A 16512-nucleotide genomic window follows, 5' to 3' on the forward strand; every position below is an offset into this window, starting at 1 on the left:
AACTGAACAGAGTGCGCACTATGCCCGCCACCATTACACCCGAGCAAGCCCGAGAGGCGTTGGATCGCAAAGGAATGAGCATCGCGGAATTCAGCCGCAAGCACGACTTGAACAAAAATTTAGTCAGCGACCTTTTGAATGGAAGGATCAAAGGTCGCCGTGGGGAGGCACATCGCGCCGCCGTACTACTCGGCATCAAAGACGGCGTGATCGAACAGTAACGATCTGTATTAACAGGGAACAGTAGAAGATGAAAAGCCCAGTTCTAAAGACGCGCAAGGAAGCAATGCGCGAGATCATTCGCAGTTTTCCCGAGGGACGCGAAGGCGCTGCCGATCACTTGGGAATGAAAGTCAAAAAGTTCGACAACCACGCCTACGAGAATGCCGGTTGCAGTCCACTGACGGATGTCCAGGTTTACATGCTGGAGCAAGCCAGCGGCACTAACCACTTTCCGAACTACGTGGCGCAAATGTATGGCGGTTTGTTTGTGGCCGTTGCCGACCCGGAGAAGCTGGACAACGTCGAACTGTATGCCCGGTCGGTGCAGGTATCGGCCAAGCGCGGTTGCGTTGACCAGGCGATTGCCCAGGCATTGGAAGACGGCTCTATCAGCATGGATGAAGCCGAACACATCCTTGCTGCTCACAACCTCCACATGGCCGCACGTCACGCTGAAGTGCTGGCCGCTATCGACCTGTACCGCGCCAAACCAGGGAACAACCAATGAACAATCTGCTTGCCGTACAGGAGTACCAGGACATGCTCAAAACCGCGGCTTTTGCGTTTCTTGAACGTCATCAGTGCGAACACCTGGGCGACGATCAGCAACTGTTCAAACGTGCTGTTCAGCACCTTGTAACGGATTACAACGCCACGCCGCAGCACGCCGAACGCCTGGTGCATCTGGCCAACAGTGAAATGTCAGCGGTCAGCGATCGGCAGCGACTGGATGTCATCAACAGCACATCCACGCACACCGTGATTTTCGATACCGCCACCGGCAACGCCTGGGCAATCCCGGTCAGCCTGATCTACGAACGCATCCTCATTGCTCCCGATAACGGGCGCTTTCGCATCACCGCTTCCTAACACCTAACCAAAAAATCCCCGATCCCCATTGCCGTGGGTTTGGGTGAGCTGCGCCCGAAATTGAGGTTTGACGATGGAAAACGCCCTGAATATCAACGCAAAACTGACGCCTGTAGAGGCTCAAGCGCTCTTGGCCAACCTGCGCGAGCAGTACCGTCTCAACTTCAACGAACTCTGGTACGCAGACCAATTCCGCCTGATTCCCGATGGCCTGCGCCACGGCTCAATCCTCGCCCACTGCCCCGTGATGGCCGCTCAGAAACACCTGATTGGCGCCCTCTCCTACTGCCTCAAGAAAGCGAAGTAACCCCATGAAAGAGCAACTGCGCAGCGACGTGATCGAGCGCCTGAAAACCGATTACGGGCTCAAGCATCGGACGAGCACTGACTACATGCGCGGCGGCACCTGCCCGAAGTGCCGTCAGAAAACGCTGTACACCCGTTTTGATGCTCCGTGGTTGGTTATCTGCGGCAGACCTGAAAAATGCGCTCACACCCTACATGTGAAAGAGCTGTACGAAGACCTGTTCGAAGACTGGAGCAAGCGTGCGCCGGCCACCGACCAACACCCCAACGCGACCGCCCGTGCCTACCTGGAATTCGCCCGAGGCTTTCGCATCGAGCTGATCCAGGGCTGGTTCACCCAGGAAAGCTTTTACTCCCCCGACCACAACGCCGGCAGCGCCACCGTGCGCTTTGCACTGGCGAAAGGCGGCTGGTGGGAACGCCTGATCGATCGGCCGCACCGCTTCGGCAAGATGAAAGCGCGCTTCAAATCCAAGGACAGCTATCGCGGCGTCTGGTGGTGCCCGCCCTGCGTGGACCTACTGGAAGCGAAAGAAGTCTGGATTGTTGAAGGCATCTTTGACGCCATCGCACTGGTGCACAACGACATCGTCGCAGTATCGGCCATGTCCTCGAATGCCTTCCCTGAAGAATCACTGCGAGCCCTCGCCCGTGACCGCGACGGCAAGTTGCCCAAGCTGGTCTGGGCGCTCGACAACGAGTCTGGCGCCCACGCCTACACCAAACGCTGGGCGAAGCAAGCGCGAGCCCTGGGGTTCGTCTGTGAGGCGGCGCAGATCCCTCTGCGTGACGGCCGCAAGACCGACTGGAACGATCTACATCAGCGCTGGAATTTCATCGAAGACGAGAGCCAACGAGCCGACCAGATCGCGGCTGATCTGAAACAGGCGCGTCACCTGGGCGCCCTGCTGCTTGCCGAAAGCGCGGCCGAAAAAGCGTTGCTGATGTACGACTGGAACAAGCGTGGTGAATTCCACCTAGGCTTCGGCAGTCGCCTGTACTGGTTCAAGTTGGACATGGAGAAATTCAACCGGGCGATGCAGGACATCGAGGACAGCGAGAACCACGACGACCAGTTGCTCAACCAAGCACAGCAACGCGAGAAAGCGCTGCAGCAATCGGGCAGCGTGGTCGAGATTGCCAACTGCTACCCGCAAGCCCTGTATTTCCAGCGCAACGAAGTGACGGACGAGTCCTGGTATTACCTGCGCGTCGATTTCCCGCACGACTCCGAGAGCGTGAAGAACACCTTCACCAGCGGCCAGCTTTCAGCCGCCAGCGAATTCAAAAAACGCCTGCTCGGCATGGCCGCCGGTGCCATGTACACCGGCAGCGGCCAGCAGCTGGACAAGCTGATGAAGGACCAACTGTTCGGTATCAAAACCGTGTCGACGATCGACTACGTGGGCTACAGCAAGGAATATGGCTGCTACGTCTATGGCGACTTGGCGATCAAGGACGGCACGACCTACAAGGTCAACAGCGAGGACTATTTCGAGTTCGGCAAACTGCGCCTGAAGACCCTGCAAAAAGGCGTGCCGATCAAGCTGCAGCGCGATGGCAAGGACTTCAACGAAGCCTGGCTGCCATTGCTGTGGACCTGCTTCGGTGCCCAAGGCCTGGTGGCCCTGGTGTTCTTTTTCGGCTCGTTGTACTGCGAGCAGATCCGCGCACGCTACCAGTCGTTTCCGTTTTTGGAAGCCACCGGCGAGGCCGGCGCCGGCAAGACCACCCTGCTCAACCTGCTGTGGAAACTGCTCGGCCGTGAAGGCTACGAAGGCTTTGACCCAATGAAGTCGACGAAAGCCGGTCGCTCGCGGTTGATGGGCCAGGTGTCGGGCATGCCGGTGGTGTTTCTGGAAGCCGATCGCCACGGCGATGACCGATCCCACGCCAAGACCTTCGAATGGGACGAGCTCAAAGACTTCTACGGCGGCGGCACGCTGGCCACCAAGGGTGTGAAGACCGCCGGCAACGAAACCTACGAACCCCCGTTTCGCGGCACGATCGCCATCAGCCAGAACGCGGCCGTGGTCGCTCATGAAGCGATCATGACCCGGATCGTCAAGCTGCACTTCGTCAGGCCGACAGTGACGCCGCAAAGCCGTGCTGCAGCGGACAAGCTGAACGCCCTGGACGGCGGCACGCTGAGCCACTTCCTAATTCGGGCCGTCGGCAAAGAGTCAGCCGTGCTCGAGCTGTTCGCCCAACGCATGCCCGAACACGAAGCCAGGCTGCGCCGCCTGCACACCCACTGCTTTGCCTGCGGTACGGAGTATCTCAACGAGCAAGGCAACTGCAGCAGCTGTGGATACGACCTGCGCGGGTACATCCGCGTCGAGCGGATCAGCAAGAACCATGCGCAGCTGCTGTCGCTGCTCGATGCCCTGCGCTTGATTCTGAAACTGGACGACGCCCAGGTATCCGCGACCCAGCGCCAGATCGTGCGCATGGCCATCGAGCGCCAGGCCTCGATCAGCTCCGACCATCCGGCGGTGGCCGAGTTTTGGGAGGTGTACGACTACCTCCAGTCGCTCAGCGAAGACCCGGTGGTCGACCACAGCAGCGACCCGAACGTTATCGCGATCAACCTCAACGAATTCAGCGAACGCGCCGCCGAACACAAACAGAAACTGGCCGACGTGGCCACGTTGCGCGACCTACTCAAGGAATCCCGTTCGCACAAATTTCTCGATGCCAATAAGGCCGTGCACAGCGCAGTACGTGCGGCATTGAACGCCAAAACCCCACTGGCGCCAGGCCGTCCGACGACGGTCAAGTGCTGGATCTTCAAAGCGTGAAAAGGAGGCTACACCGATGCAAATCCAAGTTTTTATGGGGAATGCCGGCGACGGCAACACGAACAAGCTGCAGGAGATCATCGATCGCCTGAATGCACTTGGGAAGAGCCAGCCGGTGATTCAAGCCGGGGCTTACGGCGAGGACGGGCTGCTGCAGATTCTTGAAGTTCGTGCTGCAGGTGGCCAGCGCGAAATCCTGGTGGACTCATGCAGCCCACAGCAGATCTTGACCGTACTGGAATGGCAATCCTGTACCGAGGAAGACCCGAATTACGCTGACCTGGTTATTCACCTGGCCCGTCGGGACTGACGGAATAGAAGCGATGTCGAGGAGATGCAGCTCCCCGACATCAACCACCACTGAGGGCAACACCATGGAAGCGCAGCACCAAAGCAGCAGTGATCCGAAGGCTAACACACTCAACAACAGTGACCCGCACGCTCGGCATCTGATGGCTATCAGAATCGTAGGCACAGCGCTGTTTGACTATCGAGTACGGAAAACTGAAGCAGCGCGGATCCGGCTTGAATGCCTTACCACTTTCGCCAAGGAGTTGGGCGACATCGATGCGGCAGAGTTCGCTGTTGTCGCTCAACTACTGGCAGGCAAATCAACAACAGACCGCCCCCCAATTGATCGAACTTACTCACTCGAAGGTATCGCACTATGAAAACGCTGTTTGTACTGATGGCCCAATACAATGGCCAAGTGGTAATTCCCCTGGATCGAGTGTGCCAGGATTATTTCACGCACCTGACAACGGATATGTTTCAACGAAAAGTTGGTGCAGGGCAGATAAAGCTCCCGATTACTCGCATGGAGTCGAGCCAGAAAAGTGCGAAAGGTGTTCATATTGCAGACCTGTCGGCCTACCTGGATGAACAGCGCGCTGCAGCAGTCGAAGAAAGTAATCAACTGAATAGCGCGCCGCGCAGCAGCTAATTCACCTCAACGTTTTGGCGCCCAGTTTTACGGGCGCCTGCAGGATGCGCTCGAACCATTCCCAAGTTGCATACACATCCCCTCGTCCGCGCAAGTGGGTATAACGGCGCATTGAGTTCCAGTCTCGATGGCCCGACACGCTCGCCACTCGTGGAATATCCCAATCCATTTCAAAAAGACGACTGACGCCTTCGTGGCGCAGATCGTGAAAGTGCAGATCTTCAATGCCCAGGATTTTGCAGGCCCTTGTCCAGGACGTCGACACGGATTCAGCGCTGTAAGGAAAGATCTCAGGCAACACTTTAGGCATGGTTTGAAGGATCTCCCATGCTTCTGGCGGCAATTGACACCAAACGTCGTTACCGATTTTTTGCCCAGGGTTCTTCATGTCACGAACCAGAACCCGATGGCCTGCTTCATCCAAGTCATCCCACCGGATCCGGGTAATCTCTTCTTGCCTACGCGTGGAAAACAACGCGAATCCAGTCAGCTTTAGCATGTTGATAGAAGTCGGACGACGGCTTTGAATACTCCGAAAGTGCGTCAGCAGTTTGTCGAGTTCTTCCAAGCTGGGCCGGCGATCGCGCTCGCGACTTTTCATGTTGTAACCGAGCTTTTTCAACACTCGGCGGGCGTCCGGCATTGCGTGCGGATCAACCTCATACCCCCAAGCGGGCCGAGCTATCGAGAGAACCGCACCCAAGTGCGCGAGATCGTTGCCGGCGGTTTGAGGCTGAACGCCCCCGCCCTCCTTGCCCATGCGCCATAACGCGTATTCGACCAGGTGCTGGCTGCTTACATCTCTGTCGTTCAACTTCCCCAGGTAGCATTCGCTGATCGCCTTCAACGTGCCGAGCTTCGTCTTCCCGAGAGGGCGCGCCTTGGTCATCTCGGCCAAGTACCGATCGATCATTTCCTTAATCGTCGCACCCGGTCGGTTCGCTCGCTCGATCGCACCTGGTTCATCCAGTTCGGTTTCTCTTTTACGTACCCAAGCCTGTGCGGCCTGTTTTCGGGCGAAGGTCTGGCTCTCTTGGTAAACTTGCGCCCCATCGCGAAACAGGCGTATCTGTGCCGTGTAACTGGTGCTGCCGTCGGTGCGTTTCCGTGCTCTGATCGTGGCCATAGTCAACTGGTACAATTTGATAGGTGGTTGGTACATTGTACCAACCGACCTCAGAAAACGCCTATTTACCCCCTGAAACCGGCTTAGAACACGTAGAGCAAAATGGTACAGAATTCAGCTACATACCCAACAAACACCGGCTCTACGCTGTCTAGAAGGTTCTCCGTTGCGCCCATGATGGATTGGACTGACCGTCACTGCCGGTTCTTCCTGCGCATCTTGTCGAAAAACGCCCTGCTCTACACCGAGATGGTCACCACCGGCGCTCTGCTCAATGGCGATCACGAGCGGTTCCTCCGTCACAACGAAGCCGAGCATCCCCTGGCGTTGCAGTTGGGCGGTAGTGTTCCGCTGGACCTGGCCGCTTGCGCGCGTATGGCGCAGGAGCACGGTTACGACGAGGTGAATCTGAACGTTGGCTGCCCGAGTGATCGGGTGCAGAACAATATGATCGGGGCGTGCCTGATGGGGCATCCGCAATTGGTGGCGGATTGTGTGAAGGCGATGCGTGATGCGGTGTCGATTCCGGTGACGGTGAAGCATCGGATCGGGATCAATGGGCGGGACAGTTATGAGCAGCTGTGCGATTTCGTCGGCACGGTGCGGGATGCCGGGTGCACAAGTTTTACGGTGCATGCGCGGATTGCGATTCTGGAGGGGTTGTCGCCGAAGGAGAACCGTGACATTCCGCCGTTGCGTTATGACGTGGCGGCGCGGTTGAAGGCGGATTTTCCGGAGCTGGAGTTCATTCTGAACGGCGGGATCAAGACGATGGAGGCCTGCCATGAGCATTTGCAGACCTTTGACGGCGTGATGCTGGGGCGCGAGGCGTATCACAATCCTTATCTGTTGGCCGAGGTGGATCAGCAGTTGTTCGGCAGTATCGCGCCGGTGATCAGCCGGGCCGAGGCGCTGGCGCAGTTGCGGCCTTATATAGCCGAGCATTTGCTGGCCGGCGGGGCAATGCATCACATCACCCGGCATGTGCTGGGCCTGGGCACCGGGTTCCCGGGGGCGCGCAAGTTTCGTCAGTTGTTGTCGGTGGATATCCACAAGGCCAAGGATCCGCTGGCGTTGCTGGATCAGGCGGCGGAGTTGCTGGCCGGGCGTTGATCGACGCTTGGAGCGTGTGGGCAACGAATGAGCGTTGCCCGGTGTTTTGCTGTACTGACAGGATGTCTTTTGGTTATGCCCACGTTCAGCTGTGTTTTATTCAAGCGTTTCACCCTCCTCGCTTTACTCTCGACTCTCTCTGCAAGCGCCTATGCATCCTGTGATTTTGCGAAGGGGTGCGGCAACGGGGAAAATGGCCCTTTTCAATCTACCCAGATGTCTGGTTTTCTGGTTTTCACGACGACGATGGTCACAGTCGACGGGATGTCGGACATTTCCGGACTGAAAAAACGTGTGTATTCGGTAGAGGAAATTGAAGCGGCACGTTATTTCCTCGCCAGTGACGGCGTGCTGCAAGCCGCGTATTTCACCTCGGCGTTGCAGCGGTTTCGTCAGGATTCGCCCGACTCTGAATTGAATGACCTCGCCGTCGCTGCGCTGATCAGCAGTCAATGATCAGGCGGCTGCGGCCGCCGTCCAGTTGACCCAGCCGAACTGCCAGGTGGCGAGGATCAGCAAGCCGAAGCCGATCCGATACCAGGCGAAAGTGGCGTAGCTGTGGTTCGCAATGAACTTCAGCAGGCCGCGCACGGCGATCATCGCGAAGATGAACGCTACGACGAAGCCCAGTGCGAAGACCGGCAGGTCGCTGCTCTGGAACAGTTCGCGGTACTTGTAGCCGGAATAAACCGCGGCACCGACCATGGTCGGCATTGCCAGGAAGAACGAGAACTCCGTGGCGGCCTTGCGTGACAGGCCGAACAGCAGACCGCCGATGATGGTGGAACCGGAGCGCGACGTGCCCGGAATCATCGCCAGGCACTGTACGCAACCGATCTTCAGCGCGTCGGCCCACTTCATGTCGTCCACATGGTCGACACTCACTACATGATCGCGCTGCTCGGCCCACAACATCACGATGCCGCCCACCACCAATGCAACCGCTACGGTGATCGGATTGAACAGGTATTCATGAATCGTGTCGGCGAATAACACGCCAAGTATGACCGCCGGGAAAAAGGCGATCAGCAGATTACGGGTAAAACGCTGGGCATTACTCTGGGTCGGCAGGCCTTTGAGGATCTCGAAGATCTTCGGGCGAAACTCCCAGACCACGGCCAGAATGGCGCCCAGTTGAATGATGATATTGAACGCCATGGCGCGTTCGCCGCCGAACTCCAGCAAGTCGGCAACAATAATCTGGTGGCCCGTACTGGAAATGGGCAGGAACTCGGTCAGGCCTTCTACCGCCCCAAGAATCAGCACCTTGAACAAGGTCAGTAAATCCATTAATCCTCCGTCAGAGCGCTCTTTGCGGGCGCCCTGTTAAATGCATTCAGGCATTGAGTATCTGAAGTAAAACAATTGGCAGATGCGCACCCATTGCCCGACTCGGGGACGGAGAATATGTCTTATCAAAAGCCACACTCAAGGCATGTTAATAAACGTCCGCATGTGAACTTGTCGACGTTATAGCCAAAACACAGGCCTCACCATAAAATGTGACCCACCTCACACTGCTCTGATACGTATGCAGTTGAGTGATGGCCAAGGGACATAAAAACAGGTCGCGATAATTACAAAATAGTGGCACCATTCCATATTGCCACCATCTAACGACCTCAATTCCGTTAGTTCACAGCCCCGAAAAAATCAACTAAAAGCTTGAAAAGCTTAATTATTGTTAGAAAACTCGGGAGCCACGTCTAAAATCCGCGCAAATGTTACCAATTGTCAGTCACAGATGAGAACCGGTGCTTTAACATCCCGATGTCAGCACCTTTTCGAGTCAATGCATGATGCTCACAGGTAACTTAGCGACTAGAAGTCCGCGCCGCACAAGCGACGAACCAGGTGTTCTCACTCTGGGTCGTACCCGTGGCGTGGCTGAACACTTTAGCGCGCTAATCACGAAGCATGTGCAGACTGATCTGGCCATTGAAACTGGTTCTTACGCTAGTTCATATCAGCCAAATGAATATCACGGCTTGTATCGAGCCATATTCATTGTCATCGACAGCCCTCAGGCTCTTGAAGACAACCTGGCACTGGTGGAAAACCTGCGCAGCGACAACTTGAAGCCGATCATTTGTGCCGTAATCACCGGCCGCGGCGCGTTCAACAAGATCAAGTATTTTCTAGCAGGTGCCGACTTCTGTATCAAACTCAATACCTTGTCCGATGAAAGCGCCGAACTGCTGGGCGAGTTCTTCAACAGTGAAGAATGGCAACGCGATATCAGCCTGGTGCTGGATCCCACCCGCATCTGCCTCTCGGACACCAGCAAGAAACTCGATATCTCCTTTGCCGAAATGAAGATCCTGCAAGCCTTTGCGCAGACCGGCAATCACATTCTCAGCCATGATGAAATCGCCGGCATCATGGGGCTCAACACCCATTTCTACGACCCTCGGGCGCTGGAAAAATCCATCAGCCGCTTGCGTGGGAAAATCAAGGACGTGTACGGTACGAACGCCATACAGAGCATTCGCGGGTATGGCTATCGTCTGATGAGGGGGTTGATCTCAACTCCTTGATTCAGGGAAAACACTCTTTTGCAGCATACGAGGGAACGTCTGATGCAACGCTTCAAATATCCGCTTTCTCATAGTTTTAACCGCGTCACATATCTAATAAAAAGCTGTCAATTGCATGAGCGCTGCAACACTTAAACATAACAATAAACCATTACTCTAACGCAGACCGAGTGGAACTTATCGAGGCCATCTTTGGGCCCAGACCCTGCCTGATCGATTAATTCCGAGGAAAACATTGCTCGCCTGCCATTATTTTTTCGCCAAATTTGGTGTGTACTTTAGGAGAGAGACATGGAAACCAGCACGACCCTCCCAAGAAAATACTTTGTTGTCGTGACTAACAGCTCAGCGTCGCAGCGCGAACTCGAGAGCATTCTCTCCAGTGAGCGTTTCAATTCGTTTGGCACGTCTCAGGCACAAATGTTTATTGAAGGTGTTGCTTCGCCCTCTTCCACTCCGATGCTGATGGAGTTCACTTACCCACGCGGCACAAGGAAGCATGTCGCACCCAGCATTGAACATGATACCCAGCGCATATTGGCCACCCTCGAATCGGAATGGCTGGCAGCACAATCGGCGCATTCATTCCACAATTCCACGGCCATGTCCGAAAATCCCACTGACACTTCCCGAACGATCGAATCCGACTCGCCCTGCACTGAAGCCTGGCATCTGGACAATGATCAGGGTGCATTGACGAAAGAGGGTGTCGAGATCAGTCTCACCGGGCTCGAAACCGCACTGGTGCGCAAGATGCTGCACCATGAAGATCGTGTTGTCAGTCGCGACGATCTGATCCTCAGCATCGGCCGCGAGCCGGAGCAATACCGGGGACTGGAAATGTGCCTGAGCCGTCTTCAAGACAAATTCAAGAACGCCAGCAACGGTGAACGATTGTTTCGTGCCGTACGCAACCGCGGATATTGCCTGATCCAGGAAGTTGTTGCCTAAACAACATCCCTCACTACAAGACAAACAGATACAAGTGCGATTACAAAAATAAAAAAGCACTCTGTTTGGTTTCACCCCTCCCTGGTTATACCCGCCTCCTGACCCCACCTACGATAGCAAACACAATATTGATTATTCACCCCCTGCCTTTCGACCTTTTCTAACGTTTGAATATTGGAAATTTAAATAAGTTGGCACTGTGCCATCTTGTTAAAACTCGTCAGACAGCATCCCCGGCAATAACTTAGTCTATTGACTGACGACAGTTCCGCATTCCGGCGTTGTTACCTCAGGACACTGGCTCAAACAACAATAACAAGTCTGCTTAACAACTCGGTTTTCTACTGTCGAAACCTGAATGGACGTCTTTTGGGGATATCGTATGGATCTTTCTCTTCGTATCAATCGAAACACCGGCCTCAAGGGACTGACCTTTTGGGGCCAATGGGCGCTGGCACAGAGTTTCATTGTTTCCCTGTTGTTCATACTGGCCGAACAGCACACGGGCACCGTCGAGTTCTACTATCGGATGTGCACGATCCTGGCGGTACTGGCCTCGGTGCCGGCTTATACCTTCAGCGGCGCGTATCGAAAGCGAGACAATTACCTGACCGGGCTGGGTCGACTGTTCATGGGCTGGTTCATGACCATGGCTGGGCTGGCGTTCATCGCCTTCATCTGCAAGGCCGATGCGCTGTTCTCCCGCCAGGTCATCCTTGAGTGGGCGGTGTACGGTTTCCTCGGTCAGGCGCTGCTGTACGCACCGCTGCATGCGTTCTCGAAGTTCTACCAGCGGTCGCGCAAAAGCGAACACAAGACCCTGATCGTCGGCACCGGCGAACTGGCACTGGGCCTGGCGAAGAAATTGAGCCAGCACGAAAACCTGCCGCTGGTCGGCCTGGTCAGCAACGGCGATACCCCGTCGCTGGAAGCGGACGCCCCGCGCGTTGTCGGCGCTCAGGACGAACTGCTCGAGCTGATCCAGACCCACGACATCCGCCGCTTGTACATCACCCTGCCGCTGTCGGAAGCCGCCAAGATCGAAGCCATGTATGTGGACTTGCTGGATGCCAACGTTGACGTGGTCTGGGTGCCGGACCTGAACAGCCTGACGCTGCTCAACCACTCGGTGAAAGTCGTGGACGGTCTGCCGGCGATCTACCTCAATGAAAGCCCGCTGACCAGCCGCCCGACCGCAGCGCTGAGCAAGAGCCTTGTTGAAAAAGCCGTCGCCCTGTTGGCGATCATCCTGTTGAGCCCGGTGCTGCTGGCCGTGGCGTTGGCGGTGAAGCTCACCTCGCCGGGTCCGGTGTTTTTCAAGCAGGATCGCCACGGCTGGAACGGCAAGGTGATCAAGGTCTGGAAATTCCGCTCGATGCGCGTGCACGATGACCGTGAGGTCAAACAGGCCAGCCGCAACGATTCGCGCATCACGCCAGTCGGTCGCTTCATCCGTCGCACTTCGCTGGACGAGCTGCCGCAACTGTTCAACGTGCTGCAAGGGCACATGGCGCTGGTCGGCCCACGTCCGCACGCCGTGGCGCACAACAACTACTACTCGGGCAAGATCCTCGCCTACATGGCCCGTCACCGAATCAAACCGGGCATCACTGGCCTGGCGCAGATCAGCGGTTGCCGGGGCGAGACAGACACCCTCGACAAGATGGAAAAGCGCGTCGAGATCGACCTGAAGTACATCAACAACTGGTCGCTGTGGCTGGATGTGAAGATCCTGGTGAAGACGCCGTTCACCCTGCTGTCGAAGGATATTTACTGAAACGCAGGGCTTGAGGAGGCAACACCGCAAGGGGACGAAAGTCCCCTTTTTTGTGGGCGGGATTTGGGGGTTGGCGGAGGGCTCTGCGGCCGAGGAAAGTCTGATGATTTGATGTCGGCTGAGCGGACGCCTTCGCGGGCAAGCCCGCTCCCACAAGGATCCGGGGAATGGCGAAGATTAAGGCATCACCTGAAACCCTGTGGGAGCGGGCTTGGTCCGGGCGGCGATCCGACGAAAGCGTCGGATCATTCAACACCAGGCTAGAGCCTGCCAACCTCACCAGCTGCATCAAGATCCCTCTCCACCACAAACCAAAACGGGAGCCCACAGGCTCCCGCTTTAATTCTCCGCTCCCCCCAAACCTACTCGGTAATCTTCCCGAAGTTCCGGTAGAACATGTCCCCTTCCCGACTGTCCGTCATCGAATGCAGCTGGAAGCTGCGGTTGAGCCGCGCGCCACCGTCACGGGTCAGCGGTGCCCACACCAGGTTGGCGCGGCGCATGGTCGACATGCTCATCATTTCGTCGAACGGAATCGACAAATACAGCCCCTTGTCGAAACTACCCTCGCCATACTCGGCGCTGCCGGCGGTGGTGATGGTCGCCCAGGCGCCAAAGCGTACGCCGTTGAAGAACTCGCGGGAGATATCCACCGTGCCGCCAAAGTCGCCCGCCAGGTAACGGCCGACGCTGACCGCGGCCAGCGTGTCGAACGGCAGGTCGGTGTAGCCGGTGATGTGACCGGTCCAGACCGAGTAATCCTGCAGGCCGAAACCCTGGTCGAATTCACGCTGCCGCACGTAGTTCAGGTCCGCACCGATCGACCAGCGCTTGCCGGTAGGGCGAAACAGCACCTCGCCCCCGACCCCGGCGAACATCGATTCCAGATAACCGCCGTAGACCATGCCGTACAAATCCTTGTCCAGTTGCTCGGCATGACTGACCTGGAACAGCGGCATGGTGGTGTCCGACGTGGTCAGGTACTGACGCAAGTCGGTGCGCACACGCGGCAGGCCGCTGGGCGCGTCGTAGGTGAACTTGTCGAAGTTGTTGATCAGGTTCTGACTCAGCAGACCGTTCCACCAGGTGTTGCGGTTGAAGCGGTATTCGGCGTCCAGATCCGCCGTGAACTGATAGAGCAAACCATCGGGGCCGCCGACGTTCTGTTTGAAGCCCAGGCCGACGCCGTAATTGAAGTGCTGCGGCGCCTCGGTGTAGAGGGTTTTCTCGTTGCGCGGCATCGCCGGGTTGATCTCGGTGGTGCGGTGCAGCGACTCCAGCGGCTCTTCGTTGTTGATCACTTCGCGGAAGGTCTGCCGGGGCACACTGGTTTCTTCCAGCGGCAGGTCGTAGCGCTTGTTGACCACGGTGAACCAGTCGATGTCGTCGTTGACGCTGTTGTCGAGGATCCGGCTCGCGCGGCCGACGGCCTTCGGCGAATGGAAATAACGCTGCTGCTCGCCGTACACGATCAGTTCGGAATCGCGCTGGGTGATGCGCTCGACCTTGTAGCCGGCGTTCTGCTGCAAGCGGCGCGACACGTCGGCCCAGTTGACCTCGTCCATGGTCGCGGTTGGCGCCTTCGCCGGCAGCGGTTCGGCCGGTGGGTCGAAGGTCTTGGCCGGGGCCTTGCGGCTGACGAAATTGGTGTGGAACGTGATGCCGAACATCGCCGTGTTGCCGCGCTCCCAGGCCGCACTCACATCGACAGAATCGGTCACCTTGAACACCGCGCCGAGGTTGATCGGCGAGTCCTGCTTGATGATGTTGTCCTTGGGCTCGTGCTTGTAGTCGTTGCCTTCGTATTCGAGTTTCAGGCTGAGCCGGTCCCAGGGCGTCTGGTAACTCACACCGCCGAAAAACGACGGCTTGCCGCGAAAGTACGAGCCGGCGTTGACGTCACCGGTGCCTTCCAGATCAGGGCGAGTGTTGAAGCGGTCACTGATCGAACCCAACGGGTTGTCGACATCGCCGCGATTGCCGATGTAACCCCAGGCGATGCCGGCGCTGAAATCGAAATTGTCCCAGCGCTTGTTGGCCACGAAGAATTCACTGGCAAACAGACCGGTACCGCCGATGTCTCGAAAGCCCAGCGCCACTTCCGGCGCCCAGTGGCTTTCCTGCCACAGCCGGACCTTGGCGTCGACCGCCTTGTCCTTATAGCTCTGGCTGCCGCTCAGCGCTTCGGAACCGTACGGACGGTTGGTGATGGCGGTGTAGCGAAACGAACCTTCCAGCCAGTCGAGCGGCTGCAACGAAACGCTGTATCGGCTGTACGGTTCGGTACGGTTGGCGTTGACGCTCAACTCACCGGCGGGCGACATGCGCGCGGTCGGGGTCTGCAACAGACCGACGCCGCCGAAGTCATTCTGGGTAATCCGTGGCTCGGCATGCACCAGGCCACACGGCAATAACAACACAGCTGCAAAACGCAAATTCAACGAACCACCTCAGCCAACTGCGTGGCAATCAATTCGGCCAACTGCTGATTCAGTTCAGGGACAGGCGGATCCAGATCATCGTTTTTCACCGGCACCAGAATCTTGCTGCCGGCCACGGGCATCTGCCCGCTCTCGCGGTTCCAGTGGGCGATGCCGACCCGCCGCGATTCGCCGTTGGGCTGGATCAGCCACAGGTAATCGGCATCGGCGTCGGCCTCCAGCAACGTGCAGCCCTGCAGGTATTCGCGGGCCTCCTGCAACGGCTGATAAGGCAAGCGGCACGGCTCGGCGACGGCGCCCAGCACTTCGACTTCGTCGACCCGTTTCGGGTAGATCAGTTGATCGCCATCGTCGAGACGGATGTTGCGGGCGAAGCCGACTTCCACCGCCACCGGATCGAGATCGGCGATCTGCCGCCCGGTCACCGGCATCTGCCGGACCTGCTCGGCCAGACGCTGGGCCAGCGCCGCCCGACTCGGCTTGTCGAACAGCATCGCCATGCGCTGCAGCACATCCAGATCGAATAGCACGCCGACCTTGAGCCGCGTCTGTTCCTCCAGCAGCGACTGACGCAACAGGACGCCCGCCAGCCAGTAGCCTTCGGCATTCGGCACGGCTTCGCCTATCACATCGCGCAAACGTCCGCCCGCCGGCAATTCGATCGGGCCCGGGTTGGCGACATCACCGCTGACGATGACTGCTGCCTCGCTGATCCCAGTGAGTAACATCAAGCACGCCGAGAGCGCTCTGAGCCGCTTCACGGCAGATGCCTGCGGTCAGGGGTCAGTTGCACGATCCTGACCCGCAACTGAGAGGTCAGTTGCTGTTCACTCTGCACAATGAAACCGTCCACCGGATCGACCCAGTAACGGTTGGTCGCGCGCAGGCCGATGGCCGGCGCGTCAATCTGCTCGTCGACACGCAGCACGGAGTATTCCTTGTCGAGAATGTCGAGGGTTTCCAGGGACTTTCGGGAGAAGCGGCTGTTGACGATGATCCCGACTTCCTGGCCCTTGTAGAGGTCGATCCAGCGGCGGCTGGTGTAGCCGTCGGTGATGCGATGCAGGCCCTGTTTGAATGGCGAGTCATCGGACAGGCGCGTGCCGTCCAGATCGCCGTCCACGCCGAGGCCGACAGTGCGCATGGCCAGGCCGTCGCGCATCAGCAGCACCTGCTTGCCGGAGGCGACCCAGAACTGCAGGTCCTCGCGCTCGCGCACCAGCGCCAACACCCCGGAACCGGACGGCGTGGTCAGTTTGAGCTGGGGATACTTGACCCCCGCGACCTGCTCCGCCGACACGTCCAGTTCATCCGGCCCGATGACGGCGGATTTGAGGTTGTTCAACGAAGCGCTCATCAGCGGATTGCAGCCACTCAACAAAACGGCCGCCATCAGGCACACGCCCACTTTCAACGTTTTCACAG

General features: G+C 57.6%; 18 protein-coding genes. 13 read left to right on the forward strand and 5 right to left on the reverse strand.

Going from position 1 to position 16512, the window contains the following annotated elements:
* Positions 1–20: 20 nt before the first annotated feature.
* The 8 genes from CAF77_RS09320 to CAF77_RS09355 all read left to right on the forward strand — a co-directional run bounded on the left by CAF77_RS09320 (position 21) and on the right by CAF77_RS09355 (position 5142).
* Positions 21–221 carry a DNA-binding protein gene (locus tag CAF77_RS09320; RefSeq protein ID WP_085654360.1) on the forward strand — a complete coding sequence of 67 codons (201 nt, stop codon included), beginning with the start codon at positions 21–23 and terminating at the stop codon, positions 219–221.
* 29 nt (positions 222–250) lie between these two features.
* The gene (locus tag CAF77_RS09325) at positions 251–730 is read left to right on the forward strand and encodes a YmfL family putative regulatory protein (protein ID WP_085654361.1); all 480 of its coding nucleotides are present in this window, start codon (positions 251–253) and stop codon (positions 728–730) included.
* Positions 727–1092: a hypothetical protein gene (locus tag CAF77_RS09330; protein ID WP_085654362.1), complete on the forward strand. Its 366-nt coding sequence runs from the start codon at positions 727–729 to the stop codon at positions 1090–1092. The genes CAF77_RS09325 and CAF77_RS09330 overlap by 4 nt, the downstream gene beginning before the upstream one ends.
* A gap of 73 nt (positions 1093–1165) precedes the next feature.
* Entirely contained in the window at positions 1166–1399 is a 234-nt protein-coding gene (locus CAF77_RS09335; protein WP_085654363.1) for a hypothetical protein, read from the forward strand.
* A 4-nt stretch (positions 1400–1403) separates the two neighbouring features.
* Positions 1404–4199 carry a toprim domain-containing protein gene (locus tag CAF77_RS09340; protein WP_085654364.1) on the forward strand — a complete coding sequence of 932 codons (2796 nt, stop codon included), beginning with the start codon at positions 1404–1406 and terminating at the stop codon, positions 4197–4199.
* 16 nt (positions 4200–4215) lie between these two features.
* Entirely contained in the window at positions 4216–4509 is a 294-nt protein-coding gene (locus CAF77_RS09345; protein WP_085649276.1) for a hypothetical protein, read from the forward strand.
* Between the two features lie 64 nt (positions 4510–4573).
* Positions 4574–4870, forward strand: a complete 297-nt coding sequence (locus CAF77_RS09350; protein WP_085649277.1) for a hypothetical protein — start codon at positions 4574–4576, stop codon at positions 4868–4870.
* The gene (locus CAF77_RS09355) at positions 4867–5142 is read left to right on the forward strand and encodes a pyocin activator PrtN family protein (RefSeq protein WP_085654365.1); all 276 of its coding nucleotides are present in this window, start codon (positions 4867–4869) and stop codon (positions 5140–5142) included. Before CAF77_RS09350 ends, CAF77_RS09355 begins: the two co-directional genes overlap by 4 nt.
* Before the next feature lies 1 nt (position 5143).
* Here the strand turns inward: CAF77_RS09355 and CAF77_RS09360 are convergent, their stop codons facing one another.
* Positions 5144–6268 (reverse strand): site-specific integrase, encoded by a 1125-nt coding sequence (locus CAF77_RS09360; protein ID WP_085654388.1) that lies wholly within the window; start codon positions 6266–6268, stop codon positions 5144–5146.
* 102 nt (positions 6269–6370) lie between these two features.
* Between CAF77_RS09360 and dusA the strand changes: the two genes are divergently transcribed.
* Together dusA and CAF77_RS09370 are read left to right on the forward strand one after the other, a co-directional pair.
* Positions 6371–7381 (forward strand): tRNA dihydrouridine(20/20a) synthase DusA, encoded by a 1011-nt coding sequence (gene dusA / locus CAF77_RS09365; RefSeq protein ID WP_085654366.1) that lies wholly within the window; start codon positions 6371–6373, stop codon positions 7379–7381.
* Between the two features lie 75 nt (positions 7382–7456).
* A complete protein-coding gene (locus CAF77_RS09370; protein ID WP_256576146.1) occupies positions 7457–7837 on the forward strand; it encodes a DUF2388 domain-containing protein in 381 nt (126 codons plus the stop codon).
* Here CAF77_RS09370 and CAF77_RS09375 read toward each other — a convergent pair whose 3' ends face one another.
* The gene (locus CAF77_RS09375; RefSeq protein ID WP_085654368.1) at positions 7838–8671 is read right to left on the reverse strand and encodes an undecaprenyl-diphosphate phosphatase; all 834 of its coding nucleotides are present in this window, start codon (positions 8669–8671) and stop codon (positions 7838–7840) included.
* A 506-nt stretch (positions 8672–9177) separates the two neighbouring features.
* Between CAF77_RS09375 and CAF77_RS09380 the strand changes: the two genes are divergently transcribed.
* From CAF77_RS09380 to CAF77_RS09390, 3 genes are all read left to right on the forward strand, one after another.
* On the forward strand, positions 9178–9918 hold the full coding sequence (locus tag CAF77_RS09380) for a winged helix-turn-helix domain-containing protein (RefSeq protein WP_064381050.1): 741 nt from the start codon (positions 9178–9180) through the stop codon (positions 9916–9918).
* A 291-nt stretch (positions 9919–10209) separates the two neighbouring features.
* The gene (locus CAF77_RS09385) at positions 10210–10869 is read left to right on the forward strand and encodes a helix-turn-helix domain-containing protein (protein WP_064381052.1); all 660 of its coding nucleotides are present in this window, start codon (positions 10210–10212) and stop codon (positions 10867–10869) included.
* A gap of 382 nt (positions 10870–11251) precedes the next feature.
* Complete coding sequence (locus tag CAF77_RS09390; protein WP_011335155.1) at positions 11252–12646, forward strand: undecaprenyl-phosphate glucose phosphotransferase; 1395 nt, start codon at positions 11252–11254, stop codon at positions 12644–12646.
* A 362-nt stretch (positions 12647–13008) separates the two neighbouring features.
* On the opposite strand, the gene CAF77_RS09395 is transcribed toward CAF77_RS09390, so the two are convergent.
* Genes CAF77_RS09395 through CAF77_RS09405 form a run of 3 tightly spaced genes read right to left on the reverse strand, consistent with a single transcriptional unit; the run spans position 13009 to position 16510 of the window.
* The gene (locus CAF77_RS09395) at positions 13009–15087 is read right to left on the reverse strand and encodes a YjbH domain-containing protein (protein ID WP_085654369.1); all 2079 of its coding nucleotides are present in this window, start codon (positions 15085–15087) and stop codon (positions 13009–13011) included.
* Positions 15084–15815: a capsule biosynthesis GfcC family protein gene (locus CAF77_RS09400; RefSeq protein WP_085654370.1), complete on the reverse strand. Its 732-nt coding sequence runs from the start codon at positions 15813–15815 to the stop codon at positions 15084–15086. Before CAF77_RS09400 ends, CAF77_RS09395 begins: the two co-directional genes overlap by 4 nt.
* Before the next feature lie 29 nt (positions 15816–15844).
* Complete coding sequence (locus CAF77_RS09405) at positions 15845–16510, reverse strand: YjbF family lipoprotein (RefSeq protein WP_084776947.1); 666 nt, start codon at positions 16508–16510, stop codon at positions 15845–15847.
* Positions 16511–16512: the final 2 nt, after the last annotated feature.

Origin of the sequence: Pseudomonas sp. R15(2017) (assembly GCF_002112685.1) — a bacterium.
GTDB lineage: Bacteria > Pseudomonadota > Gammaproteobacteria > Pseudomonadales > Pseudomonadaceae > Aquipseudomonas > Aquipseudomonas glycinae.

What these genes read in the sequence shown, in the direction of transcription:
- CAF77_RS09355 (WP_085654365.1), top strand. Translation starts at nt 4,867, where the DNA reads ATGAAAACGCTGTTTGTACTGATGGCCCAATACAATGGCCAAGTGGTA.
- CAF77_RS09345 (WP_085649276.1), top strand. Translation starts at nt 4,216, where the DNA reads ATGCAAATCCAAGTTTTTATGGGGAATGCCGGCGACGGCAACACGAAC.
- CAF77_RS09380 (WP_064381050.1), top strand. Translation starts at nt 9,178, where the DNA reads ATGATGCTCACAGGTAACTTAGCGACTAGAAGTCCGCGCCGCACAAGC.
- CAF77_RS09400 (WP_085654370.1), bottom strand. Translation starts at nt 15,815, where the DNA reads ATGTTACTCACTGGGATCAGCGAGGCAGCAGTCATCGTCAGCGGTGAT.
- CAF77_RS09390 (WP_011335155.1), top strand. Translation starts at nt 11,252, where the DNA reads ATGGATCTTTCTCTTCGTATCAATCGAAACACCGGCCTCAAGGGACTG.
- CAF77_RS09375 (WP_085654368.1), bottom strand. Translation starts at nt 8,671, where the DNA reads ATGGATTTACTGACCTTGTTCAAGGTGCTGATTCTTGGGGCGGTAGAA.
- CAF77_RS09325 (WP_085654361.1), top strand. Translation starts at nt 251, where the DNA reads ATGAAAAGCCCAGTTCTAAAGACGCGCAAGGAAGCAATGCGCGAGATC.
- CAF77_RS09360 (WP_085654388.1), bottom strand. Translation starts at nt 6,268, where the DNA reads ATGGCCACGATCAGAGCACGGAAACGCACCGACGGCAGCACCAGTTAC.
- dusA (WP_085654366.1), top strand. Translation starts at nt 6,371, where the DNA reads ATGGTACAGAATTCAGCTACATACCCAACAAACACCGGCTCTACGCTG.
- CAF77_RS09320 (WP_085654360.1), top strand. Translation starts at nt 21, where the DNA reads ATGCCCGCCACCATTACACCCGAGCAAGCCCGAGAGGCGTTGGATCGC.
- CAF77_RS09340 (WP_085654364.1), top strand. Translation starts at nt 1,404, where the DNA reads ATGAAAGAGCAACTGCGCAGCGACGTGATCGAGCGCCTGAAAACCGAT.
- CAF77_RS09385 (WP_064381052.1), top strand. Translation starts at nt 10,210, where the DNA reads ATGGAAACCAGCACGACCCTCCCAAGAAAATACTTTGTTGTCGTGACT.
- CAF77_RS09370 (WP_256576146.1), top strand. Translation starts at nt 7,457, where the DNA reads ATGCCCACGTTCAGCTGTGTTTTATTCAAGCGTTTCACCCTCCTCGCT.
- CAF77_RS09330 (WP_085654362.1), top strand. Translation starts at nt 727, where the DNA reads ATGAACAATCTGCTTGCCGTACAGGAGTACCAGGACATGCTCAAAACC.
- CAF77_RS09335 (WP_085654363.1), top strand. Translation starts at nt 1,166, where the DNA reads ATGGAAAACGCCCTGAATATCAACGCAAAACTGACGCCTGTAGAGGCT.
- CAF77_RS09350 (WP_085649277.1), top strand. Translation starts at nt 4,574, where the DNA reads ATGGAAGCGCAGCACCAAAGCAGCAGTGATCCGAAGGCTAACACACTC.